Consider the following 24,071-nt stretch of genomic DNA (forward strand, 5'->3'; position numbering starts at 1 on the left):
AAACGTCATGACGTCAAAACGCTCACGGGCTCGTTCCGTCAGGGCTTGACCGGACCCTTGATGTCGGACTTCTTCGCGAGCTGCATCTGCTCGTGGGCCGTCGCGAGCTTCTCGGCGTCGGGGAAAAGGGTGAGCGCCTTCTTGAGCTGGACGTCGTTCTCGAGGCTGGCGCGGTAACCCGCGTCGCGCCCGAATTTCGCCGTCAGCATCTCCTCGCGGATCGCGTGGTCGACGACGAGGGGATCCTTCTCCTCGGCGTAGATCGCCTTGGAGCCCTCGCGGGGACCGTCGGGTGCTTCGCGAGGTAGTCGACGGCGAACTCGAAGAAGGGCCGCGCGCGTAGAGCGTCGTCGCGAAGCGCTGAGGGGGCGCCTTCACGAGGACGTCGGGCGTGATGCCGCCGCCGCCGTAGACCGTCCGGCCCGCCGTCGGTCTTGAAGGAGTCCTTCTTCTGGAGGCGCGTCGCGGGCGGGGTCTCGTCGGCGTCGCCGCCCTCCTCGTCCTCGGGCGCCAGGTACTCGAGGACGTCCTTTGTAGTCGCGCTGGATGCAGCGGCCGGAGGGGGTGTAGTACTTCGCCGAGGTGAGCGCCAGGCCGGCGCCGTCGGGGAGGGTGAAGACCGACTGGACGAGTCCCTTGCCCCAGGAAGTCTGGCCCACGATGAGCCCGCGGTCGTGGTCCTGGATGGCCCCGGCGACGATCTCCGAGGCGGAGGCCGACCCCTTGTTGACGAGGACGACGAGCGGGATGCGGGCCTGGTTGTTCTTGCCGGGCGCGGCGAAGCTCTGCTCCGAGCGGCGTTCCGGCCGCGGGTCATGACGACCTCTCGTTGCGCGAAAGGAAGAAGTCCGACACGGCGATCGCCTGGTCGAGCAGGCCGCCCGGGTTTCCGCGCAGGTCGAACACGAGCTTCTTCATCCCCTGCTTCTCGAGCCTGTCCCAGTCCCCGGCCACCTCGGGCGCCGACGTGTGGGTGAAGTCCTTCAGGCGGATGTAGCCGACCTCGGGCTCGAGCATGAAGGCATAGGAGACGGAGTTCGTCGGGATCTCGGCGCGGGTGACCGTCATCTGGAGGGGCTCGGTGAGGCCCGGCCGGACGATGGTGATGTTGACCTTCGTGCCCTTCGGGCCCTTGAGCTTCTTGACGACCGCGTCGACGGGGAGGTCGTCGATTGATTGGCCTTCGACCTTGTCGATGACGTCGCCCGCGCGGATGCCGAGGCGGTCGGCCGGCGAGCCCTCGACCGGCGTGATGACCGTGACCTTCCCGTTGCGCTTGCTGATGATGATTCCGAGCCCGTAGAACGACCCGCGCTGCTTCTCCTGCATCGACGCTGTATTCCTCGGGCTCGAGGAAGTTCGTGTGCGGGTCGAGCGTGGAGAGCATCCCCTGGATCGACGAGTAGACGAGCTTGTCGGCGGCCACGTCGTCGGCGTACCAGGCGCGTGCCGTGGCGAGCAGGTCGGAGTACTCCTTGAACCGGGCTCGAGGCGTCCGAGCCGGCGAACAGCGCCCCCCGCGGCGCTGCCGAGGACGGTGACGGCGAGGAGGAACGGGACGGCGGCGGCTTCACCCCGGGAGGGGAGGACGGTTGGAAGGCATGGTCACGGAGGCCTTAACCTTACACGGTGAAGGGTTCCTCCCGGACGCAATGAGACTAGCACGCGGGGCGGTCCGCCGCCTTGAGGGGCTTCGACAGGGGCGAGGACGCGGCGGACCATCGGCCGGCGGAGGAGCACGCAGGATCATGGGAAACCTCGGAATGCCGGAGATGATCTTCATCCTCGTTCTGGCGCTGCTTCTGTTCGGCCCCAAGAAGCTCCCCGAGATCGGAAAGCAGGTCGGCAAGGCGCTCGGCGAGTTCAAGCGCGCCTCGAACGACCTCAAGCGCACGATCGAGGACGAGATGGAGAAGGCGACGCTCCGAGGGGGCGCGGAAGACCGAGGATCGGCCGGGCCGAAGACCGAGGGAGGCCGCCCCCGGCGCTCGCCGCCCGGCCGACGGGACGATCTTCCCGCCCGTCCGAGACGACGAAGACGCTGCCGCGCCGTGCCGACTCCCTTGGACGCGACGCCTCGGAGGAGCACGACGACGACCTGCCCCGGATGTCCTTCCTCGAGCACCTCGAGGAGCTTCGCGCCCGGCTTTTCGCCTCCGCCCTCGCCATAGCCGTCGGCTTCTTCCTCTGCTGGTGGAAGGCGAAGGAGATCTTCCACTGGCTCTCCGTTCCCATCCTGGACGCGCTTCCGGCCGGTGACAAGAAGCTGGTCTTCACCGAGCTGACCGAGCCGTTCATGATCTACATCAACGTCGCCCTCCTCGCGGGCGTGTTCGTCGCGAGCCCGGTGCTCCTCTACCAGGTGTGGCTCTTCGTGGCTCCCGGGCTCTACAAGCACGAACGGCGCTGGGTGTGGCCGTTCGTCGTGGTGTCGGCGCTCTTCTTCGTGACGGGCGGCTATTTCGGCTACGCCGTCGGCTTTCCGATGGTCGCGAAGTTCCTGGTCCAGACGGGCGAGGACTTCCTGCCGATGATCAAGATTGACGACTACCTCGATTTCACATCGAAGATTCTCCTCGGCATGGGGCTCGTCTTCGAGACGCCGATCCTCGTCTTCTTCCTGGCGCGGATGGGCGTCGTCACCGAGCGGTGGCTGCTCGCGAAGTTCCGCTACGCCGTCCTCGTCATCTTCATCATCTCGGCGCTGATCACGCCGACGCCCGACATCCCGACCCAGTGCGCGTTCGCGCTCCCGATGTGCGCGCTCTACCTCCTCGGTGTCGGCATGGCGTGGGTCTTCAAGAAACGCGACCCGAAGGCCGCGTCGAAGACGGAATCCTGACGAGACTCATTCGCTGAGGTATCGTGCGCGCGGTGCGTGAGAAGCTGACCAGGGTCTTCAAGGCCTTCACGTACCGGGACTTCCGCCTCTTTGTGGGCGGGCTCTCGTTCACGTCGAGCATCGGGACGTGGATGCAGTCGGTCGCCCAGGCGCTGCTCCTGACGATCTCGGGAAACCCGCAATACCTCGCCTGGGCCGACGCTCTTCAGCAGGCGCCGTTCCTCGCCCTCTCGCTCGTCGGCGGCGTTCTCGCCGACCGGATGGACCGCCGGCGGATCCTCCTCCTCTCGCAGGTCGTCCAGCTTTCCTCGGCGTTCCTGCTCGCGTTCCTCGTTTACACGAATCACGTCGAGATCTGGATGATCCTCGCCCTGTCGCTGATTGTCGGCGTCGCGATGTCCTTCGGAGGTCCGGCCTACCAGGCGCTCGTCCCGACGCTGGTCGACCGGGAGGACGTCCCGAATGCGGTCGCCCTGAACTCGATCCAGTTCAACCTCGCCCGCGTCATCGGCCCGGTCCTCGCGGGTGCGGCGTTCGCGACCCTCGGCGCGGCGGCGTGCTTCGGGCTGAACGGCCTCTCGTTCTTTGCCGTCATCCTCGCGCTCCTCGCTCTCAGGCGCGGGGCGCCGACCGGAACGGCCAGCGGCAGCGTGATGGAGAACCTGAAGGCGGGCCTCGCAGCCGCGCACGCGGACCGCGCCCTTCGCGGCCTCATCGCCCTTTCCTTCATCGGCAGCATCTGCGCGTTCCCACTCCTCACGTTCCTGCCCGTCTTCGCGAAGGACGTCTTCAAGGGCGACGTCAAGGTCCTGAGCTATTTTCTCGCCGTCTTCGGTCTCGGGGCGGTGGTCGGCGCGGTCGGCACGGCAGGCTTCGGACACGTCAAGCGTCGCGGCGCCGTGGCGGTCGCGATGCAGATGACGCTCGGCGCCCTCATGATCGGGTTCGCCCTCTCGCGAACGAAGTGGCTCTCGTTCGGCCTGCTCTTTTTCGCGGGCGCGGCGCTCATGATCGTCTTCGCGATGTTCATGACGCTCGTCCAGACGAACGTGGACGACGCGCTGCGCGGCCGGGTCGTGAGCGTCTACTCGCTCGCGTTCCGCGGGGCGATGCCGCTCGGCAGCGTCATCGCGGGCTTCCTCGTCGGCATCATGCCGACGCCCTGGGTTCTCGCGGGGAACGGGCTTCTGCTCATGCTGGTCGGGGCGACCGTGTTCCTCCGGAACCATCCCAAGTGTTCCGAACCTCTGAGCCGTCCCCCTAGGGCCACGTCCGCCAGTCGGTCGTCTCCATCTCGAGGGCGACGGCGCGCTTGCCGCGCCGCATGTTCAGGAACACGCGCTTCGGCACCCAGATCGGCGCGACGTCGGCGCGCACCTGCGGGAGCGGCTCGAACGTGGCGCGGATGAAGGCGATGTCCAGGATGCGCGGGTCGACCGTCGTCTTGACCTCGAGGTAGGCGGCCGTCTTGGTCTTCGGGTCGAAGAAGAGGACGGCGTCGTCCAGCGGGCGGCCGAGGCCGCGGCCGTGCATGCGCACGAGGCCCGGGTGGTCGGCTTCGGGGGGGAGGACCTCGGCGTTCTTGGCCCACTCGGCGACGCGCTCGGGGGAGAGGCGCGCGTAGTACTGCATGAGGTCCTGCGCGATCTCCGAGAGGCGCTCCTCCTCGGTGCCCGTCGTCGGGGCGTAGACCCGCGCCCGGGGGTCGTTCTCGGCGAACGGCGTCGGCTCGGCAGGCTTGTCGAACTTGACCGTCTTCTTGACGAGGCCGCCGTCGGGCCCGAGGTGGACGTCCTCGACCTTCAACATCCGGATCGTCCCGTCCACCTTCATCTCGGTCTTGAGGCGCCACTGGTAGTTCGAGAGGCGCTCGCGCTCGCGCCGGAGGCCCGGTCCGACGTCCAGCTTGGACGGCGTGGGGTCTTGCGCGGCGAGGGGCAACGCGATCAGAGTGGCGAGGAAGAATACGGAGGTCCGGAACCGCATCACGCGGGCATGGTGCCACACCTCCGACGGGGGACCCATGAGGTTCGAGACGCTGGCGGTTCACGCGGGACGGAAACAGGAAGCGGGGACGGGCTCCGTCGCGCCTCCGATCTATCTCTCGACGACGTTCGAGCGCGGCGAGACGGGCGTCCCGCTGGGCGGCCACACGTACATCCGCGAGTCGAATCCCATGCAGACGCTCCTCGAGGACGCCCTCGCGCCCCTCGAGGGCGGCGAAGCCGCGCTCGTCCTCGGCTCGGGGATGGCGGCCGGGGTCGCCGTGTTCCAGGCGCTCCCGCGCGGCGCGCACGTCCTCCTCCCGGACGACGCGTACTACGGCTGGCGCGAGGTCGGGGAGGAGTTCTTTCCGGCGTGGGGTCTCACCGCCTCGTTCTGCGCGATGGACGACCTCGCGGCGGTCGCGAAGGCGATCCGGCCGGAGACGAAGCTGGTCCTCGTGGAGTCGCCGTCCAACCCCCTCATGAAGGTGGCCGATCTCGAGGCGATCGCGGCGCTCGCGAAAAAGGCGGGAGCGTTCACGCTCGTCGACAACACGTTCGCGACGCCCGCGCTGCAGCGGCCGCTCGACCTCGGGGCCGACGTCGCGCTCCACTCCGCGACGAAGTACTTCGGCGGCCACAGCGACGTGCAGGGGGGCGCGCTCGTCTTCCGCCGGAAGGACGACGTCTTCGCGAAGGTCGCGCACGTGCGGCATCTCCTCGGCGCGGTGCTCGCGCCGTTCAACGCCTGGCTCGTCCTGCGCGGGCTGCGCTCCCTTGCCGTGCGGATGAACGCGCACAGCGCGAACGCCCTCGCGGTCGCGCGCGCCCTCGAGGCGCACCCGAGGGTCGCGCGCGTGAACTACCCGGGCCTCGCGTCCCACCCCGGCCACGCCGTTGCGGCGAAGCAGATGTCGGGCTTCGGCGGGATGCTGTCCTTCCACGTGAAGGGCGGGCGTGACGCCGCGATCGCCGCCGCCGGACGCGTGAGGCTCTTCGTCCGCGCGACGTCGCTGGGCTGCGTCGAAAGCCTCCTCGAGCACCGCGCGACGAGCGAGGGGCCGGCGTCGACGACGCCGCAGGACCTCCTGCGCGTCTCCGTCGGCCTCGAGCATCCCGACGACCTGATCGCGGACCTGAATCAGGCGCTCGGCTGAATCGGAGGGAGCTCCGCGAACATCGCCGCCAGTGCGTCCTGAACGCGGCGCGGCGCCCCGGCGGCGCGCTCGCGCGCGTCGCGCCTGAGCCGGGAGCCGTCCGGGCCAAGGAGCAGAAGCCGGGCGTCGATGAGGTCGATCGGGCCTCCCGCGTCGACCTTCAGGAGCACCAGGTCCGGCGCATCCACGACCGGAATCGACTCGCCTCCGAGTGAGAGCGTCAAGCGCCTGGAGAGCACGTCGTCGAGCCAGCGTTCGCGCCCGACGACGAGGTCGACGTCCGGCTCGGGTTCGCGGCGCAGCCGAACGACTCCGAGAAGGGGGTCGTCCGGATCACCGCGATGGATCGTCACGCCGATTCCCTTGACGGCGAACCCGTCCCACGACTCCTTTCGAAGAAATCCCGGATCCGTTCCGAGAAGGTCGGCGTCGCGCGTGGCGCGCAGGACACCATGCGCCGCGAGCGCAAGGCCCCCTATCAGCGCGACCGGCGCACGCGCGGCGGCCGCGTCCACGACTTCCTTGAGGAGGGTCATCAGCGTGGCTGACTCATCACGCGCGAGGGGCGGCGCCCCGCGTGCGTCGCGAGCCGCAGCCGTTCGCCGGCTTCGTAGCGGGAAACGACCGGCGAGAGCGTGCGCAGGTGCATTTCGAAGAGCTCGCGGCCGAGGGCCAGCGCCTGGCGGACCCGCTCGTCTGGAGTCTCCTTGAAGTGCTTGGAAACCTCTGCGGAGAGATCGCGTCGGAACGGCGTCTGTGTCGCCATGGCCCATCTTAACGTCCGCGCTTGCCGGATGGGCCGGCGCCGTGCACCATGGACGCCCCCGTGCCCGCTTTCCGCGTCGACGACAAGCTCTTCCACAAGTTCAACCCGGACCTGGGGCCGGGGCGTGTCGAGCAGGTCGACGGTAGGAGGATCGTCGTCTGGTTCCCGGCGGCCGACACGCGCCTGACGCTCGCGGCCGACGACAACGCCCTGCGTCCGATGCCGCTGCGCGAGGGGCAGAAGGCGCGCCTCGAGGGCGAGGAGGGGCCGGTCGTCGTGGACGAGGTCGGCGCCGGGACCTCGCGCCTCGCGGACGGTCGAGTGGTGACCTCCACGCTGCTCTGGCCGCTCGCGGCGCCGGACGACCCCGTCGACCGCCTGGGCGCGCTCCAGACCGACCGGGCGGCCGCGTTTCGCAACCGCGTGGACGGCCTCCTCCTCTCCGAGATCCGCCAGGCCCGCGGCCTCGGCTCGTTCCTCGGCGGGCGGATCGCGATCTTTCCGCACCAGCTCCACGTTGCCGAGCGCGCCGCGGCGAGCGACCCCGTGCGCTGGCTTCTCGCGGACGAGGTCGGCCTCGGAAAGACGATCGAGGCGTGCCTCATCCTCTCGCGCCTCCTGCGCGCGGACCGCGCCGACCGCGCGCTGGTCGTCGCGCCCTCCACGCTCACGGTCCAGTGGCTCGGCGAGCTTTATCGCAAGTTTCACCAGACGTTCGTCCTCCTCGACCGCAGACGCCGGGAAGACGTCGCCAAGGAGCACGGCGAGGGGTTCAACCCGTTCGAGGCGCACCGCCATGCGATCGTCGCGCTCGAAGACCTCTCGGGGGAGCCCGGCCTCGCCGAAAAGGCCGGGGCCGCCGGGTTCGACCTTCTCGTCGTCGACGAGGCCCACCGCCTCGAGCGCGCGCGCGGCGAGGCCGGAAGCGACGCGTACCTGGCCGTCGCGCCGCTGACGCGCGCGGCAAAACACGTTCTTCTCCTCTCGGCGACGCCGCTCGAGGCCGACGCGCACGGGTTCTTCCGCCTCCTCGAGCTCCTCCGTCCCGACGCGTACACGAGCGAGGAAGCGTTCCTCGCCTCCCTCGAAAAGGAGGAGCCTCTGCCGCCCTGCACGAGCGCGACGCGGCGCGTGGACATCGGCGGCCTCATGCCGCGCGTCCCGCTGCCCGTCGACCTCGATCGATCGCCCGCGGCCGAAGGGCTGACGGGCGACGACGCGGCGGACGCGGACGACCCGCGCGTGGCGTGGCTCGCGGGAGAGGACGCGGCGTGGCGCGCGGAGGGCTCGGCCAAGACCCTCGTCTTCGTCCACGAGCGCGCGACACTCTCGGCGCTCAAGGCACGGCTGGAATCGGCCACGCGCAAGCGGGTCGCGATCTTCCACGAGGAGCTGACGCCCGAGCGCGGCGACGTCGAAGTGGCCGAGTTCCGGCGCGCGGACGGCCCGTCGATTCTCATCTCGACGGAAGCGGGCGGCGAGGGCCGCAACTTCGAGTTCTGCCGGCGCCTCATCCTCTTCGACCTGCCCGCGGACCCGGCTGCGGTCGAGCAGCGCATCGGCCGCCTCGACCGCATCAACCGGACGGCGCCCGTCGAGATCGTCTACTTCCGGCCTCCGGGCGGTTTCGGACGCGAGCTCGCGACGCTGTACGAGCGCATCGGGCTCTTCACGTCGCCGCTCGGCGGCCTCGAGCGCTCCCTCGCCGGTGTGGAGGCGGGGATCACGCGGGCGCGGCGGCTCGGAAAGCCGCTGCCGGTCGAGGATCTGGCGGCGGAAGTCGCCCGCGCGGCGGAGGCGCGGCAGAAGGCCGTCCATCACCACCTGCACCGGGACGGCTTCTCGCCCGAGAAGGCGGCCGGAATCCTCGCGCGCGTCCCGGCGGACCTCGACGCGCGCACGGAGCGTTTCGTCCTCGAGGCCGCGGACCTCTTCGGGTTCGAGACCGCCGAGCGCTCGGGCCGGCGGACGTGGTACCTCGAGTTCGGCGCGGATGCGCTCGTCGAGCACCTGCCCGGCGTCTCCGGAGGCTCGCGATGGCTCGGCACGTTCGACCGGGACGAAGCCGTCGAGAAGGAAGACCTCGACTTCTTCGCGTCGGGCCACGCGCTCGTCGAGGGAATCTTCCGCGAGCTCGAGGACGGGCCGCGGGGGCGCGTCGCGCTCCTGTCGCTCGAGAAGACCGGCGTCTCGACGGCGGGCCTCCTCTTCGCGCTGCGGCAGGGAGCGTCCCCGGAATTCGTCGCGACGTCGCTCGACGGGCGCGAGCAGCCGGCGTGGGCCGAGCTCCTTCTGTCACGGCGGACCGAGACGCGCGGGATCCGCCCGGAGGACTGGACGGCGCTCCTCGCGCGGGCGTCGCGCTCGGGCCGGGCGCCGGACTGGCCGGGCCTCGTCCGCCGCGCCGCGAAGAAGGTCCTCGCGTCGCGCCCCGGTCGCCGGCTCGAGGCCGTCGCGGCGTTTCCGGCTGACGCGCTGATCGGGAACCTTCGCGCATCCCCGGGGTCATAGACTCTCCGGAGACGCCATGAAAAACGCCCGACGAATCGCCCTCTTCGCCGCCGCCGCGCTCTTCGCCGCCGGGTCCGCCCGGATGGCGCTCACCTTCGCCGGGGCCCGCGTCACGGGCCCGGCCACGTGGAAGGACGTGGACCGGCTCGTCTCCGAGCAGAAATTCGAGGAGGCGGCCGCCGCGGCCGGGAAGATTCGCGAGGCGGCGCGCGCCGCGGGCGACGAGACGGACGAGGCGAAGGCCCTCGTCCGCGAGGTCCAGCTCCGGACCGCGCTTCACGGCTACGAGACTTCGGTCCGGTTCCTGAAGGACCAGCCGTGGCCGAAGGGCCTCCTGCAGAGGACGACGCTGCGCCTCTTCTACGCGCAGTCCCTCGTGACGTACGCCCAGGCCTACGGGTGGGAGATCGGCAAGCGCGAGAAGGTTTCCTCGACTGGCGCCGTCGACCTCAAGGCGTGGACGCGGGACGAGATCCAGGCCGAGGCCGTGCGGGCGTACGTCGAGGTCTGGAAGGACCGCGAGGCGCTCGGGCGCGTGCCGGTGAACGCCGTCGCCGACTTCGTCGAGCCGAACAACTACCCGAAGGAGATCCGCGGCACGCTGCGCGACGCCGCGTCGTACCTCTTCGCGGCCCTCCTCGCCGACACGTCCGGCTGGCGGCCCGAGCAGTCGAACGGCGTCTTCTCGCTCGACGCGAGGCTCCTGATCGCCGGTGACGCCGGGGTGTCGAGGCTCGTGAAGCTCGACGACCCTGCCGTCCACCCGCTCCTGAAGCTCGGCGCCGTCCTCGACGACCTCGAGGCCTGGCACGCGCGCGCGGGCGAGAAGGAGGCCGCGCTCGAGGCGCGCCTCGAGCGCCTGCGCCAGCTGGACGCGGCGCTGACGGACGCGGGAGATCGCGCCGCCATCCGGAAGGACCTCGCCTCGAAGCTCCCGGCGTACGCGGCCGTCCCCTGGTTCTCGATGGGAAAGGCCCAGCTCGCCGACTTCACGCGCGCCGAGGAAAAGCCCGGCAACCTCGTCAGGGCGCGGGCGCTCGCGCTCGAGGCGATCGCCGCCTGGCCGAAGTCGCTCGGGGCCGACCGCGCCCGCTCGATCGTCGGGCAGATCGAGGCGCCCGACTGGTCGATGGCCGCGATGGCGGCGGACGGTCCGGGGAGGCGCTCGATCGAAGTCACGCACCGGAACCTCCCGGTCCTCTTCTTCCGCGCCTACGCGGTCGACCTCGAGGCCCGGATCGGCCGGGCGAAGGACTACAACCTCATGCCGCAGGGTCCGGAGGTCGACGCGCTCGTCGCGAGGGAAAAGCCGGTCGCGTCCTTCGAGTCGGCGCTTCCCGCCACGACCGACTTCAAATCGCATCGCACGTTCGTGACGCCGCCGGCCCTCGGGCGCGGCCTGCACGTCGTCGTCGCATCGGCCGATCCCGGGTTCGCGCCCGACAAGGGTCCGCTCCGCGCGGTCGGGATGATCGAGACGGACCTCGTCCTCACGGTTCGCCAGACGGACACGAACGCCGTCGAGGCGCGGGTGTTGACGGGAACGACCGGCCGCCCCGCGGCCGGGGCGACGGTGTCGCTGTACCTCTACGACTGGCAGAAGGGGCATCGCCGCATCGCCGAGGCCACGGCCGGGAGGGAGGGGCTCGCCGTCTTCGAGCCGACTCCCGAGCGCAGCGGCAAGCCGCTCTTCCTCTTCGCGAGGCGCGGCGAGGACGTCGCGCTGGATGCCGCGTCCTTCTCGATGTGGGCGCGCGGGCAGTCCGGCGAGACGTCCTCCGCGCTCGTTTACACCGACCGGAGCATCTACCGGCCGCTCCAGAAAGTGCTCTGGAAGGCGATCCTCTACCGCGGCCGTCCCGACCAGGCGCGTTTCCAGGTGGCGCCGGCGTCGACCGTCTCGATCACTCTCGTCGACGCGAACGGGCAGGCCGTCGAGTCGAAGGCCGTCACGACGAACGCCTACGGCTCCGCGGCCGGGGAGTTCGCGCTCCCGGCCGGGCGCGCGCTCGGCGCGTGGAGCGTGCGCTGCGACTGGGGCGGCGCCGCTTCGATCCGCGTCGAGGAGTACAAGCGGCCGACGTTCGAGGCGACGCTCGAGGAAGCGAAGGACGCTCTGCGCCTGAACAGGCCCGCGACGTTCCGGGGGGAGGCGCGCTACTACTTCGGCCTTCCCGTCGCGAGCGGAAACGTCGCCTGGCGCGTCACGCGCGAGACAGAGTACCCGTGGTGGTGGTGGTGGGGATGGATGGGGCGCGGGCGCTCCGCCGGCGCGGAGACCGTCGCGACGGGCAACGCCGCGCTTGGCGCGGACGGAAGGTTCGCGGTCACGTTCACCCCGAAGGCGGACGAACGGCAGTCGAAGGAAATCACGTACCGCTACCGCGTCTCGGCGGACGTCACGGACGAGGGCGGCGAAACGCGCTCGGCCGACCGCTCCTTCCGCCTCGGGTTCGTGAGCGTGAAAGCGAGAGTGGAGAGAGAGAAGAATTTCTTCTTAGAAAGTAAGAAGGGAGAAGGCGCAGCGAAGATCGTCAGGACCGATCTCGATGGAGCGCCGCGTCCGGGCAAGGGGACCTGGCGGCTGCTGCGGCTCGTGTCGCCCGAGAAGCCGGTCCTCCCGGCCGAATTACCTTCAAAGAAATCCGAAAACGCCGTTGCACTTGGCGAGAAGGCCGCAGCAGGCGGCGTGTCGACCCCCGGCGACCTGCTTCGCCCCCGCTGGGCGACGTCGTACTCCGTCGACGAATGGCTGCACTCCTGGAAGGACGGGGCCGAACAGTCCTCCGGCGACCTGACGCACGACGCGAAGGGCGAGGCGAAGGTCGACCTGCCCGCCTTGTCCGAAGGCGCCTACCGCCTGCGCTACTCGACCGTCGACGACTTCGGTGCGAAGTACGAGACGGCGCAGGACTTCCTCGTCGCCGGCGGAAAGTCCGCCCCGGCGCTGCCCGTCGTCCTCCTCGCCGAGTCGTCCTCGGTGAGGGTCGGCGGCGTCGCTCGCTTCCTCGTTGCATCCGGCCTTCGCGATCAGACGCTCTTCCTCGATGTCGCGCGCGCTGGAAGGCTGATCGAGCGCCGCATCCTCAAGGCCGGGAGCGACGCCGTGCTCATCGAAAGGGCGATCACGGAGGAGGACCGCGGCGGGCTCGGTGTGACGCTGACCGCCGTGCGCGATCACCAGTTTCTCCAGCAGACGCAGAGCGTTTTCGTGCCGTGGGAAGACCGGGAGCTGAAGGTCTCCTTCGCCACCTTCCGCGACCGCCTGCGCCCCGGCCAGACCGAGACGTGGCGCGTAACGGTGAAGGGCGCGACGCCCGCGCACCCGCTCAAGGAGACGGCCGAGCTCCTCGCCTACATGTACGACCGGAGCCTCGACTCCTTCGTCCCGCACCGGCCCGTGAGCCCGCTCGCGCTCCTGCCGAATCGCGCGACGCCGCTCGTGGTCCGCGCGACGCTCGGTCCGGCGCCCCAGCTCTGGCTCACGAGCAGCGGCTTCCCGTCGCCTCCGTCCGGCCCGTACCTCGTCGGAGACCGGCTCAAGTTCGAGAGCGGCTACGGAATCGGCGGCCCTGGCGTGAGGAGCCGCGGGATGGGCGGCGCCTACAACCAGGTGAGACCCGCCTCGGCGCCGATGGCGATGAAGTCGGCCATGGCGAGGGAGGAGGGGGCGGCCAACGCGGTCGCCGAAGGCAAGCTCGCCGATTCGAAGAACGGGCGAGACGAGGAGGTCGATTCACTTTCGAAGAAGAAGGACGGCGATAAGGCGCGCGCGGACGCTGCAGGCGAAGGCACGGGTCTTCGCAGCAACTTCTCCGAAACCGCTTTCTGGCAGCCGCAGCTCCTGACGGGGCCGGACGGCTCGGCGTCCATCGAATTCACCGTGCCGGACTCCGTCACGTCGTGGAAGGTCTTCGTCCACGCGGTCACGAAGGACCTGCGCGGCGGGTCCGTGGACGCCGAGACGAAGACCGTCAAGGACCTCATGGTCCGGCCGTACGTCCCGCGCTTCCTGCGCGAAGGCGACAAGGCGGAGATCAAGGTCGTCGTGAACAACGCGTCGGGGAAACCGCTGAGCGGCACGCTGGCGTTCGAGATCACGGATCCGGCGACGGGGAAGAGCCTCCTCGCGGCATTCGGGCTCGAAGGTGGCGCGTCGAAGGCATTCACGGCGCCCGCGGGCGGCGGGACGAACCTGACGTTCCCCGTGACGGCGCCGAAGGGACTGACGACCGTCGCCTTCAAGGCGGTCGCGACGGCGGGCGACCTGTCGGACGGCGAGGTCCGCCCGGTGCCGGTGCTGCCCGGCCGGATGCACCTCGTCCAGTCGCGCTTCGTCACGCTCAAGAACAAGGACAAGAAGACGCTGCGCTTCGACGACCTCGCGAAAAACGACGATCCGAGCCTCGTCAACGAGCAGATGGTCGTCACCGTGGACGCGCAGCTCTTCTACACGGTCCTCCAGGCGCTGCCGTACCTCGTGAACTACCCGTACGAGTGCACGGAGCAGACGCTGAACCGCTTCCTCTCGACGGGCATCGTCTCGAGCGTTTACAAGGACTACCCGGCCGTCGCGAAGATGGCCGCGGAGATGTCGAAGCGGACGACGCCTCTCGAGTCCTGGGACGCGGCCGATCCAAATCGAAAAATGGCTCTTGAAGAGACGCCGTGGCTCGTGACGGCAAAGGGCGGCCGCACCGACCTCGACACGATCAACGTCCTCGACCCGCGCGTCGCGCAGGCGAACCGGGAGTCGTCACTCGCGCGGCTGAGGAAGGCGCAGACCTCGATCGGAGCGTTCCCGTGGTTCCCGGGCGGCCCGCCGTCGCCTTACATGACCCTCTACATCCTCCACGGCTTCGCGAAGGCGCTCGAGTTCGGGGTGGACGTTCCGAAGGACGTGACACAGCGCGCGTGGGGCTACGTCGCGCAGCACTACCGGAGCGAATGGCGTGCCTGCATGGCGGACAACCGCTGCTGGGAGTACATCACTCTCCTGAACTACGTCCTGTCGACGTACCCGGACGTCTCGTGGAGCGGCGGCGCCTTCACGGACGCCGAGCGCAAGGAGATGCTCGACTTCTCGTTCAAGCACTGGAGGCACCACGCCCCGTACCTCAAGGGCTATCTCTCGCTGACGCTCAAGCGCATGGGCCGACCGGCGGATGCGAAGCTCGTGTGGGACTCGGTCATGGACTCGGCGAAGTCGAACGAGGAGCAGGGGACGTTCTGGGCGCCCGAGGACCGGTCGTGGCTCTGGTACAACGACACGATCGAGACCCACGCGTTTGCACTGCGGACGGTCCTCGAGCTGGACCCTACGAGCGCGAAGAAGGACGGCCTCGTCCAGTGGCTGCTCATCAACAAGAAGCTCAACCAGTGGAAGTCCACGCGCGCGACGGCCGAGGTCATCTACTCGCTCGTCCACTACCTGAAGAAGGAAGGCGCGCTCGGCGTCCCCGAGGACGCGACCGTGACCGTCGGCGTCCAGAAGGTGACGTTCGCGTTCGACCCCGAGAAGTACACGGGGAAAAACAATCGGATCGTGATCCCCGGCGAGAAGGTCGACCCCAAGACCACGTCCACCGTCGTCGTCGAGAAGGAAGGCAAGGGCTTCGTCTTCGCCTCGGCCGCCTGGCACTTCTCGACGGAGAAGCTTCCCGCCGAGGACCGCGGAGACTTTTTTCAGGTCTCGCGGAAGTTCTTCCGGCGGGAGAACACGGGGAAGGAGTTCACGCTGACTCCGCTCGCCGAGGGCGCCGTCATCCGGCCCGGCGACCAGATCGAGGTGCAGATCTCGCTGCGGACGAAGCACGACGCCGAGTACGTTCACCTGCGCGACCCGCGGGCGGCCGGCCTCGAGCCCGAGAACGTCCTTTCGAAGTGGAAGTGGGACCTCGGGATCGCGTGGTACGAGGAGACTCGCGACTCGGCGACGAACTTCTTCTTCGAGCGCCTGCCCGTCGGCGAGTACACGTTCAAGTACCGCCTGCGCGCGAACATGGCCGGAACGTTCCGGGTCGGGCCCGCGACGGTCCAGTCCATGTACGCGCCCGAATTCAACGCCTACTCGGCGGGCACGGTCCTCAAGGTGGCGGGAGGATCGCCTCCATGAACCGGGTGCCCTCGATGGGGTGGTCGTTGTACGGAGGGATGTCCGTGAAGCCCAGCGAAAGGTATAGAGCCTGGGCGGCCGTCATCGAAGGCAGAGTATCGAGGCGGACGGCGCGATAGCCGATCGCGCGGGCCTCGGCCATCAGGGCCTCGACGAGCCGCCGGCCGAGGCCCGTCCCGCGAAAGGCGGGCTTCACCCAGAGCCTCTTCATTTCGCAGATCTCTTTTCCGATGTTCCTCAGAGCGATGCAGCCTGCCGGTTCGTCGCCCGCGAACGCGAGCAGGAGCCGGCCATCCGGAGGCGCGTACGCGCCCGGCAGGCCCGCCAGCTCCTCGTCGAAGTTCTGGAAGCAGAGCGAGAACCCGAGCGACTTCTGGTACTCCTCGAAGAGAGCGCGCGCCGTTGCGACGTCGGCTGCGCCGTCAGCGATTCTGATGAGAGTGGGCACGGTGTTCATCTCTTTTCCTCTCGAAGCTCTGCACGGCCAGCGCAAGACCGTCCCGGTCGATCGCCTCGAGGGCGTCGATCTCGGCTGCAGCAAGGCCCGCGGCGGCGGCGCGGCCGCGCGGATCCGCGAGGAAGAGCGCACGCTCGGCCTCGTTCGTGTAGAGGCGGGCAAGGTAGCCCTCGAAGCCGGGGCTCACGCGGCGGCCTCCGCTCGGCGAGCCCGGCCCTTTGCGAGTGAGGTTCTCGCTCGGGCGAGCTCGTCGAGGATTTCTTTGAAAGGGGGAAAGGCTCCGTCGCGCTCGAGGATCACCGTGAGTGGCTGCGGCGCCAGCTCGCCGACCCTCTCGAGGAGATCGAAGACCGCGTCGGGGGTCGCGTGGAGGTGATCGTCGAGGATCCTGCTCACACCCGCCCTGCCCGGCACCCCGATGCGCCGCCCGCCAGCGAGATGAACGGCCCTCACCCGGTTGCTCGGGACCACTCGAAGAAATCTCTCTTCCTCTTCCTCTCCTCCGAACCCAAAGTTCTTCGCGTTCGCGTGGAGGTTGTGCAGGTCGAGGAGGAGATCCGTGTCGCAGGCCTCGAGGACCTCCGCGACGAACGTTGCTTCGTCGCGGTCGCTGCCGGGCGGGTCGATCAGCGTCGCGACGTTCTCGAGGAGCGGCGCGCTGCCGACGACGGCGCGGGCGCGCGCGACGTTGCGCCCCGTCCCCTCGATCGTGGCCGCGCAGCGCGGCGGGGCCGCGAGGTGGCCGATCTCGATTCCGCCGCCGCGCACGAACGCGAGGTGCTCCGACCAGAACACGGGCTGTGCGAGGTCGAAAACGCGCGCGAACGCGTCGAGGCGCCTCGGGTCGACGGGCGCCGAGGAGGCGAGGCCGAGCGACACGCCGTGAAGGACGACCGGCACGTACGCGCCGAGCGTCCGGAGGGCGCGGACCTCGCGCGCCGGGCTCTTCATCCAGTCTTCGGCGATCACCTCGACGACGTCCAGCCGGTCCGCCGCCGCGAGGATGCGGTCGGCGATCGCGGGCCGCCAGCCGAGCCCGACGCGGTCCTTCACGTCAGCCCCCGCACCCGCCGCAGCCGCCGCCGCACCCGCCGCCTCCGCACGACGAGCCGCACGAGGATCCGCAGGACGAGCCTGAGATGCCGCCGTCCGAAGACGAGGCCTTCGGGTACAGCTTCTTCAGGTACCCGAAGTCGCCCGCCGGGAGGAGACCGACGCCGAACACCGCGGCGAGGAGTGCGACCTCGGCGCTCGCGGCGTGCGCACGAAGGGACGGCGCGCGGTGCCGGAGGCCGGAGAAGAGCGTCCTCAGGTCCGCGACGAGGCGGTCGCCCCTCGCCGTTCGGCGGGGGAAGGCGGCGACGACGAGCGCGAAGGCCGCGAGGAGCGACAGGATGATCAGAAAACCGACGTTTCGCCGCCCGCGCGAGATCGCCTGCGCCCAGCGCACGCCGGAGACTCCCCAGAGAACGACGAGCCCGACGACGAACGCGCGGATCCGGGCCGCGTTCTCTCCGGGGCCCGGCAGGAGGCGGAGGTCCTCGAGGGAGGTCCGGATCGGCTCGGTGGCCGCGCCGAGCGCGCGGTCCGTGAACACCGAGGCCGCCTCGCCGAAGGAGCGGAACTTCTCGAGCAGAGCCGTCTCGAGCGGATTCTTCGCCCGCGCGTCCTTTTTCGTCTGCAACGTCGTGCCGTCGGGGACGAGGAGGCCGCGGTCGACGAGCGTGACGCTCGCGACGCGGAGGGCTTCGTTCGGGCCGCCCCGAAGGTACGCGATCAGGTACGGGTCCGTGAGCGAGACGTGTGCGGGCCCCTCATCCTCGGAGCTCTTCCTCAGGTGCGCGACGACGAAGACAGTCGCTGCCGCGAGTGCGGCGTAGAACAGCAGGAACTGCGGGCCGGCGAGGTCGAACGGGTTCATGGCATCCGCCGGGCGCGCTCGCGCAGAAGAGCGGCGAGCGCCGGGAGCCGGGAGAGGATGCGCGCCGCCTCGCCCGGGGCGAGGGGGCGCCGCTCGCGCACGGCGGAGAGGCTCTCGACGAGCGCGGGCCATCCGTCGCCGGGCAGGGCGGAGGCAACCTGGCGCAATGCCTCTTTCGGCGAGGGAACGGGTTGGCCTTCGAGCGACAGGAGAGACGCGGCGGCGGCGCGGAGCGGGCCCGTGAAGTTCGCGACCGAGCGCCCGGCCTCGTCGTCGCTCCCGCCGTGCAGAGCCCAGGCTTCGCGGAGGCGCAGCACGAGGTTCAGGAGCGACTGCGAAAGGCGCCGGCGCAACGCATCCTCCGGGATTCTCAGAGCCGCAAAGGGGTCGCTGCCGAAGAGGACGCGGCGGCGCCGCGCGATGTCCGCGAACTTGACCGCGAAGGCTTCGGCGGCCTCGGCGATCTCACTCTCCAGGAGAAACATGACCTCGAGCCGGGCCGCCGCCTGCGCGAGACGCAAGGCGCCGCGCATGTCCTCGACGCCTTTCTCCGGAAGCGCCTTCAGGACGAGCACCAGGTTGACGTCCGATTCGGGCCGGAGCGCTCCCTCCGCCGCGCTGCCGAAGAGGACGGCCGAGGACAGATCGCCGCCGAGGCTCGTGCGGGCGGCAGCGAGAAACGCGTCGAGGGCGCGGGCGGTCGGCTCGGGCAGTTCCATGGCGAGATCCTCGTTTTGCCGTGTTAAGACGATGTGGAGGTGCGCGAGCGCGCCTTGGCGAGCAGCCGCTCCCGGAAGAGGCCCGGCGGGATCTGGCCCTCGGACAGGAACTCCTCGTGGAAGCGCTTCTCCGAGAAGCCCGGTCCCTCGATCCGGCGGCACTCCTCGCGCAGCGCGAGGATTTCGGCTTTCCCGAGGTAGTACGTGATGGCCTGCGTCGGCCACTTGGAGTACCGGAAGGCGGCCTTCTTCATCCCGTCCACGGCGGCGCGCTCGGAGGCGCTCGGGTTCGCCTTCGGGTCGGTCGAGACGGGGCCCTGCACGAAGCGCACGTTTCGCGCGAGGTACGTCACGGCTTCGTCGAACGTCATGAAGCCGCAGTGAAGACCCGTGTCCACCACGACGCGCGCGTCGCGCAGGAGCTGGTTCTGGAGCTGGATGAGGCGCTCCTCGGGCGTGTAGAAGCCTTCCGGGAAGCCGTCGCGCGGCTCGCCGATCAGCTGCTCGGTGTAGAGGGCCCAGCCCTCGGAGGACAGCGCGTCCTCCCACATCGACGCGGAATCCTCGACACCGCCGGGCAGCAGCCAGCGGATCACGGGAATCGACGCCGAGCGCGCGCGCGTGAACTGGTAGTACCAGTCGTGGCCGGGGAAACCCTCGTGGGCGGCCGTGGACGCGATCGCGGGCCGGTTGTGGTCGCGCAGCGCGGCGAGGTCGTTCCCCGTCGGCGTGACGTAGAACTGCCCGACGCCGCCCTTCTTGAACTGGGGCGCCGGGTAGTACGCGGCGTCGATCGAGTCGCGCAGGGGCGGCGGCGTGAAGAGGACGTCCAGCCGGTAGTCGGCCGGCAGGTCGAACATGCCCGTCTTCCGCCCGTACGCCACGAGGCGCTGGCACGTGTCCCGGTAGGACGCGAGCATCTCCGCGTCGGTCTTCGGGATCTCGTCCTCCAGCTTCGAAACGACGGCGGGCAGGGACGGGTCGGACCAGCCGCGCGAGATCGCGATGCGGCGCGCGAGAGCCGTCATCTCGGCGAGGGTCGCGGCGACGGCGGTCTTGCCGCGCGCGTGCAGCTCGCGCGGCGTCGCGGAGATTCCCAGGTTGTTCTTCAGCGCCCAGGTGTATTCGATCTCGCCGGCCGCGTAGCGATCGCGGTCGAAGGCGGGCTTCAGCGTCTTGCCGTCGGGCTGGATGTAGAGGTCGACGAGGCCCTTTCGGAAGTCGCGAAAGGCGGCGCCGGCGGCTGCGGACGCCGAGAGGAGAGCCGCGCGGCCCGCGTCGTCGAGGGCGGAGCCGGCTTCTTTCGCGCGCTCCGGGAGCGTCTTCTCGAAGTAGGCAGCCGTCGACGCGGCCGCCTCGACCGACACGGCGATGAGGCGCCGGTCGGGGATCGCGTCGCCGGAGGCGCCGCGCCGGACGTTCGCGAGAGCCACTTTCAGGTACGCGGGCACGGCGGCGGTGCGAGAGGCGATCGCGGCCCACTCCGCTTTCGTTCCGCGCGCGGAGCCCGCGCCCGGCTCCATTCCCTGGAGCGTCCACTCGATCCCGCGCAGCGGCTCCTCGAGGAAGACGTCGAGCGCCTTCTCGTGGATCCGGCGTTCGAGGTTGTGGATCAGGAAGGCGAGCTGGGACTTCATCACGGCCGCGTCGATGCGGTCGGATTCCGGGAGCTTCTTCCGGTCGATCTTCGCGAGGCGCGCTTCGAAACCGCGAAACTCGTCGCGCTCGGCGAGGAGCGCGGCGGGGGAGTAGTCGCGCAGCTTTCCGTCCAGCGCGGCGTAGGCCGGGTCGAGTCCGGAGGCGCCGAGGTACGTCGCGACGACGGGAAAGCGGCTCAGGAATGCACGGACGTAATCCTCTTCGAGCGCCGCGAAGACCGAGGCTTTTTGCTTCGGAGATTTCGGAGAAGAAGAGGAGGGGGATTTCTGCGAATGCGCGGGCAGGGCCAGCGCGGCGAGTAACGCCAGGGCCGCGACGGTTGCCGGGTGCGCGACGCGGGTGAATGCGGGGATCCGCCCTCTTACCCTTCTAAGCAATTTCCAGAACCTCCCGTCCTGTCTCTGCGCTAGTTGGAACGGGGATTCTCTCTCAACCGCCCGAGGAAGAATGCCAGCCCAACGGCCCCCGCCGCGAGCGTCGTGAGCAGGTGCAGGAGGCCGCCGAGGACGGCGCCTGTCGCGAGCGGCAGCCCGTCCAGCGCCGCGGCCGCCGCGAAGCCGGATTCGTACGGGCCGAACGTGCCCGCGGGCGACGGGATCACCGCGGCCGTCGTGATGGACGCGAGGAGCGCGACGGCAAGCGTCGCGGGGTGGAGGGGCAGGCCGAGGCCCTTCGCGGTCACGAAGAGCGCGGCGAGATGGAGCGCGAGGAATGCGATCGCGGCGAGCGCCGCCCCGAGGTAACGGTTGGGGGCGCGCCGCGCCACGGCGAGGCCCTCGAGGATCTCCTCGGCGATCGCGCGCCGCTTTCCGCCCTCCGGCAGGCGCGGGGCGAGCCACGCGACGAGGCGGCCGGAGACGGCGGGCAGAACGAGAAGAAGTCCGGCCCCGCCGACACACACCGCAGCGGCCGCGGCGCCGAGGACGGGCGTGCCACGCGCGACGAGCAGCCACGCCGCGCCCGCGACACCCGTGAGGAGGAGCGTCGCCGTGTCGAGGAGCTTCACGAGGGCGAAGACCGCCGCCGATCGCGCCCACGTGGTCCCGAGGACGGAGCGCAGCGCGGCCCATGTCCCGACCTCGCCGGTCCGGAAGGGCATCACCTGCAGGAGAAAAGTCGTCGCCCCCGACACGGACCACGCGCGGCCGAACGGCACCTCAGCGCCGCGCGGCAGCAGCAGGTTCAGCCGCAGCGCGCGGGGGGCGAAGGCGAGGACGTTGAGCAGGAACCCGAGCGCGACGAGCCACGGGTTCGCGGAAGAGAGTCGGGAGAAAAGGTCTGCTGAAGAGCGCGTGAACGCCACGGCGGCCAGCACGAGCAGCGCCGTCAAGAGAAGGAGAGAAAAGAGTTTCTTAGAAAGGGTAAGAGGGGCGGAGCCGGGGCGCGGCCCCTCCGCGCCCGGTTGCGGCGGCGCGTGTCCCGCGGCGGGCATCCGTACATTCACCTTCTAAGAAATCCGAATCCGAAATCCGAAATATTCATCCCCTGTCCCCCTCGCCTGTATTCCGCTTTCTCTTCTCCACGACGAGCTCCTCGAGGAGCGCGCGGTTGATGGAGATGAGGTCGGCGAGGAGGCCCGACAGGAAGCACACGACCGCGGCGACGAAGAGCACGGCCGCGAGGAGGAGCGACTGGATGTGGCCCGCGGGGTTCTGGGCCGTTGCGACGAACCACGCGTACCGTCCGACGAGCGCGAGCCCGGCGAGGCCGAGCAGGGCCGCAAATCCGAAGAAGACCGGCAGTGGCTTGTAGAGCGCCGTGATCCGGAGGATGTTCGCGCCCTGCACGAGGACGTAGTTCGACGTCCGCCGGATCAGGCGCGACGGCCGCACGGGGGCGTTCGTCCGGACGGGGACGGACGCGACGGCCATCTCCTTGTTGCCCGCCTGGATGAGCGTCTCGATCGTGTACGTCATCCGCGAAAAGACGTTCAGATGCATCGCGGCCTCGCGCGTGAGCGCGCGGAACCCGGACGTCGCGTCGGGCACGTCGGTGCCGGAGACCCGCCGGACCACCCATGAGCCGAGCCGCTGAGTCAGACGCTTGCCGGGCGAGAAGTCCGGCTTCGTCGCGACGCCGCGGTCGCCGACCACGATCTCGGCCTCGCCTCTCAGGATCGGGGCGACGAGGGCCGCGACGTCCGCCGCGGCGTACTGGCGGTCGGCGTCCGTCGAGACGATTACGTCCGCTCCGGCGCGGAGAGAGGCGTCCAGGCCGGCCCGCCACGCGAAGGCGAGGCCGCGGTGGATCGGGAGGCGCACCACGTGGTCGGCTCCCGCCCTCCGCGCGGCCTCCGCGGTGCCGTCGGTCGACCCGTCGTCCACGACGAGCGTCTCGACGGCGTCGAATCCCTCGAGCCGCTTTGGCAGCTCCGCGAGGGCGGCGGCGATCTGCTCCGCCTCGTCCCAGGCCGGGATCTGGATGACGAGCTTCATGGCGTGGACTCAGAAGGTTAGCAGGGGGCCGTGATATGACATCACGTGTATCAGGAGGTCTCGATATGAGCTTTCCAGACGAAGAAGAGAAAGAGCCCGATTTCTCGGACGTCGTGAGCGGCAGCTCCTCGACGGCCGGCGCGCCCGCCGGCGAGACCGTGACCCGGACGTACACCGTGGTCGCGGGCGACAGCCTCTCGAAGATCGCGAAGAAGATCTACGGCGACGCGAACCGCTGGAAGGAGATCTGGGAAGCGAACAAGGACAAGGTCAAGAACCCGGATCTCATCCACCCCGGCCAGGAACTGAAGATCCCTGGCGCCTGAGAGAAGGAGAAGACGATGAAGAACCGTTTCGCCCTGCCGGTGCTCGTCCTCGCGGCGGCCGTCTCGCTTGCCGCCTGCGGAAAGAAGGAGCCCCCGCCGCCGCCCCCGACGCCGATTCCGGTCGCGACCGCCGTCCCGACGCCGGTTCCGTTCAAGGTCGTGTCCGTCGACCTCGGCAAGTCCATCGGCGACGACAAGAAGATCAAGGACGCCGCGACGACGTTCGGACCGAAGGACACGATCCATGCCGTCGTGGCGACCGAAGGCGTCGCCCCGAAGGTCGCGCTCAAGGCGCGCTGGACGTACGGCGCGAAGGGCACGCTCGTGAACGAGGAAGGACGCGATATCTCTTCGACCGGCCCGGCCGCCACCGAGTTCCACATCGCGAAGCCGTCGGGCTGGCCCGTCGGGAAGTACAAGGTGGAAGTCTCGGCCGACGGCGCCGTCGCCGCGACGAAGGACTTCGAGGTCAAGAAGTAGCCTCGGTCCGGTGAGGACCCTCTCTCCCGCAACGTTACTCGTCCTCGCGCTCGCCGCATTGCCGGCGAGCGCAGAGGACGGCCCCCCGAAGGAAGACCGCGCGTTTCGCGCGCCGGACCTCGTCGAGCTCGTGACGCTCGACCCGACGATCCGCCTCGACGTGCGCTACGCGACGAAGAACAACGAGTTCGGCCGGCCCTTCTATTCGGAGGCGCGTGCCTTTCTCCAGCGCCCGGCCGCCGAGGCGCTTGCGCGGGTCCAGCGCGCTCTCAAGGCGAAGGGTTACGGCCTTCTCGTCTTCGACGGCTACCGTCCGTGGTCCGTCACGAAGCAGTTCTGGGACCTGACGCCGGCCGACAAGAAGGTCTTCGTCGCGAACCCGAAGAACGGCTCGCGTCACAACCGCGGCGGGGCGGTCGACCTCACTCTCGTCGACCTTGCGACAGGGAAGGAAGCCGACATGGGCGGCGCCTACGACGAGATGACGGAGCGCTCGTACGTGACGTACGACAAGGGCCCGAAGGAGGCGCTCCAGCGCCGCGACCTCCTCCGGGGAGCGATGGAGACGGAGGGCTTCTTCGTCTACCCCTTCGAGTGGTGGCACTTCGACTGGAAGGACTTCCGCGAGTACGCGGTGCTCGACATCCCCTTCGGGTCGCTGAAGCAGCCCGCGCCCGCGCCGGCCTCCGTGCGCTGAC

21 protein-coding genes and 1 pseudogene are annotated in these 24,071 nt (G+C 69.7%); 9 read left to right on the top strand and 13 right to left on the bottom strand.

Going from position 1 to position 24,071, the window contains the following annotated elements:
- Positions 1-38: 38 nt before the first annotated feature.
- The 3 genes and pseudogenes from IPL89_17805 to IPL89_17815 form a co-directional block, all read right to left on the bottom strand.
- Positions 39-209: a hypothetical protein gene (locus IPL89_17805; GenBank protein MBK9065013.1), complete on the bottom strand. Its 171-nt coding sequence runs from the start codon at positions 207-209 to the stop codon at positions 39-41.
- A 165-nt stretch (positions 210-374) separates the two neighbouring features.
- Positions 375-800, bottom strand: a pseudogene (locus IPL89_17810) (hypothetical protein).
- Between the two features lie 13 nt (positions 801-813).
- Positions 814-1,329 (bottom strand): PDZ domain-containing protein, encoded by a 516-nt coding sequence (locus IPL89_17815; protein ID MBK9065014.1) that lies wholly within the window; start codon positions 1,327-1,329, stop codon positions 814-816.
- A 419-nt stretch (positions 1,330-1,748) separates the two neighbouring features.
- On the opposite strand from IPL89_17815, the gene tatA reads away from it, so the two are divergent.
- The 4 genes from tatA (at position 1,749) to IPL89_17835 (ending at position 5,984) form a co-directional block, all read left to right on the top strand.
- A complete protein-coding gene (gene tatA / locus IPL89_17820; GenBank protein ID MBK9065015.1) occupies positions 1,749-2,171 on the top strand; it encodes a twin-arginine translocase TatA/TatE family subunit in 423 nt (140 codons plus the stop codon).
- Positions 2,108-2,842 (top strand): twin-arginine translocase subunit TatC, encoded by a 735-nt coding sequence (gene tatC, locus IPL89_17825; GenBank protein MBK9065016.1) that lies wholly within the window; start codon positions 2,108-2,110, stop codon positions 2,840-2,842. Before tatA ends, tatC begins: the two co-directional genes overlap by 64 nt.
- Before the next feature lie 131 nt (positions 2,843-2,973).
- Entirely contained in the window at positions 2,974-4,251 is a 1,278-nt protein-coding gene (locus IPL89_17830; protein ID MBK9065017.1) for an MFS transporter, read from the top strand.
- A gap of 614 nt (positions 4,252-4,865) precedes the next feature.
- A complete protein-coding gene (locus IPL89_17835) occupies positions 4,866-5,984 on the top strand; it encodes an aminotransferase class I/II-fold pyridoxal phosphate-dependent enzyme (GenBank protein ID MBK9065018.1) in 1,119 nt (372 codons plus the stop codon).
- Here the strand turns inward: IPL89_17835 and IPL89_17840 are convergent.
- Entirely contained in the window at positions 5,969-6,520 is a 552-nt protein-coding gene (locus IPL89_17840) for a hypothetical protein (GenBank protein ID MBK9065019.1), read from the bottom strand. The genes IPL89_17835 and IPL89_17840 overlap by 16 nt on opposite strands.
- Complete coding sequence (locus tag IPL89_17845) at positions 6,520-6,750, bottom strand: hypothetical protein (GenBank protein MBK9065020.1); 231 nt, start codon at positions 6,748-6,750, stop codon at positions 6,520-6,522. The genes IPL89_17840 and IPL89_17845 overlap by 1 nt, the downstream gene beginning before the upstream one ends.
- A 48-nt stretch (positions 6,751-6,798) precedes the next feature.
- On the opposite strand from IPL89_17845, the gene IPL89_17850 reads away from it, so the two are divergent.
- Positions 6,799-9,261 (top strand): DEAD/DEAH box helicase family protein, encoded by a 2,463-nt coding sequence (locus tag IPL89_17850; protein MBK9065021.1) that lies wholly within the window; start codon positions 6,799-6,801, stop codon positions 9,259-9,261.
- Between the two features lie 82 nt (positions 9,262-9,343).
- The gene (locus IPL89_17855; GenBank protein ID MBK9065022.1) at positions 9,344-15,376 is read left to right on the top strand and encodes a hypothetical protein; all 6,033 of its coding nucleotides are present in this window, start codon (positions 9,344-9,346) and stop codon (positions 15,374-15,376) included.
- Here IPL89_17855 and IPL89_17860 read toward each other — a convergent pair.
- The 8 genes from IPL89_17860 to IPL89_17895 form a co-directional block, all read right to left on the bottom strand.
- On the bottom strand, positions 15,348-15,833 hold the full coding sequence (locus tag IPL89_17860; GenBank protein MBK9065023.1) for a GNAT family N-acetyltransferase: 486 nt from the start codon (positions 15,831-15,833) through the stop codon (positions 15,348-15,350). The genes IPL89_17855 and IPL89_17860 overlap by 29 nt on opposite strands.
- The gene (locus IPL89_17865; protein ID MBK9065024.1) at positions 15,799-16,020 is read right to left on the bottom strand and encodes a hypothetical protein; all 222 of its coding nucleotides are present in this window, start codon (positions 16,018-16,020) and stop codon (positions 15,799-15,801) included. The genes IPL89_17860 and IPL89_17865 overlap by 35 nt, the downstream gene beginning before the upstream one ends.
- Complete coding sequence (locus IPL89_17870) at positions 16,017-16,886, bottom strand: DUF692 family protein (GenBank protein ID MBK9065025.1); 870 nt, start codon at positions 16,884-16,886, stop codon at positions 16,017-16,019. Before IPL89_17870 ends, IPL89_17865 begins: the two co-directional genes overlap by 4 nt.
- Before the next feature lies 1 nt (position 16,887).
- Positions 16,888-17,754, bottom strand: coding sequence for a TIGR04222 domain-containing membrane protein (locus IPL89_17875; protein ID MBK9065026.1), 867 nt, complete (start codon positions 17,752-17,754; stop codon positions 16,888-16,890).
- Complete coding sequence (locus tag IPL89_17880) at positions 17,751-18,473, bottom strand: hypothetical protein (protein MBK9065027.1); 723 nt, start codon at positions 18,471-18,473, stop codon at positions 17,751-17,753. Before IPL89_17880 ends, IPL89_17875 begins: the two co-directional genes overlap by 4 nt.
- Positions 18,474-18,496: 23 nt before the next feature.
- A complete protein-coding gene (locus IPL89_17885) occupies positions 18,497-20,509 on the bottom strand; it encodes a DUF885 domain-containing protein (GenBank protein ID MBK9065028.1) in 2,013 nt (670 codons plus the stop codon).
- 29 nt (positions 20,510-20,538) lie between these two features.
- Positions 20,539-21,462 (bottom strand): flippase-like domain-containing protein, encoded by a 924-nt coding sequence (locus tag IPL89_17890; GenBank protein MBK9065029.1) that lies wholly within the window; start codon positions 21,460-21,462, stop codon positions 20,539-20,541.
- A gap of 148 nt (positions 21,463-21,610) precedes the next feature.
- A complete protein-coding gene (locus IPL89_17895; protein MBK9065030.1) occupies positions 21,611-22,567 on the bottom strand; it encodes a glycosyltransferase family 2 protein in 957 nt (318 codons plus the stop codon).
- Positions 22,568-22,602: 35 nt separating this feature from the next.
- Here IPL89_17895 and IPL89_17900 point away from each other — a divergent pair, with 35 nt between their 5' ends.
- From IPL89_17900 to IPL89_17910, 3 genes are read left to right on the top strand one after another with little or no spacing between them, the layout of a single operon-like run.
- On the top strand, positions 22,603-22,893 hold the full coding sequence (locus IPL89_17900) for a LysM peptidoglycan-binding domain-containing protein (GenBank protein ID MBK9065031.1): 291 nt from the start codon (positions 22,603-22,605) through the stop codon (positions 22,891-22,893).
- A gap of 15 nt (positions 22,894-22,908) precedes the next feature.
- Positions 22,909-23,373: a hypothetical protein gene (locus tag IPL89_17905; GenBank protein MBK9065032.1), complete on the top strand. Its 465-nt coding sequence runs from the start codon at positions 22,909-22,911 to the stop codon at positions 23,371-23,373.
- A 58-nt stretch (positions 23,374-23,431) separates the two neighbouring features.
- Positions 23,432-24,070, top strand: coding sequence for a M15 family metallopeptidase (locus IPL89_17910; protein MBK9065033.1), 639 nt, complete (start codon positions 23,432-23,434; stop codon positions 24,068-24,070).
- Position 24,071 lies beyond the last annotated feature (1 nt).

Source organism: Acidobacteriota bacterium (assembly GCA_016716715.1).
Classification (GTDB): domain Bacteria; phylum Acidobacteriota; class Thermoanaerobaculia; order UBA5066; family UBA5066; genus Fen-183.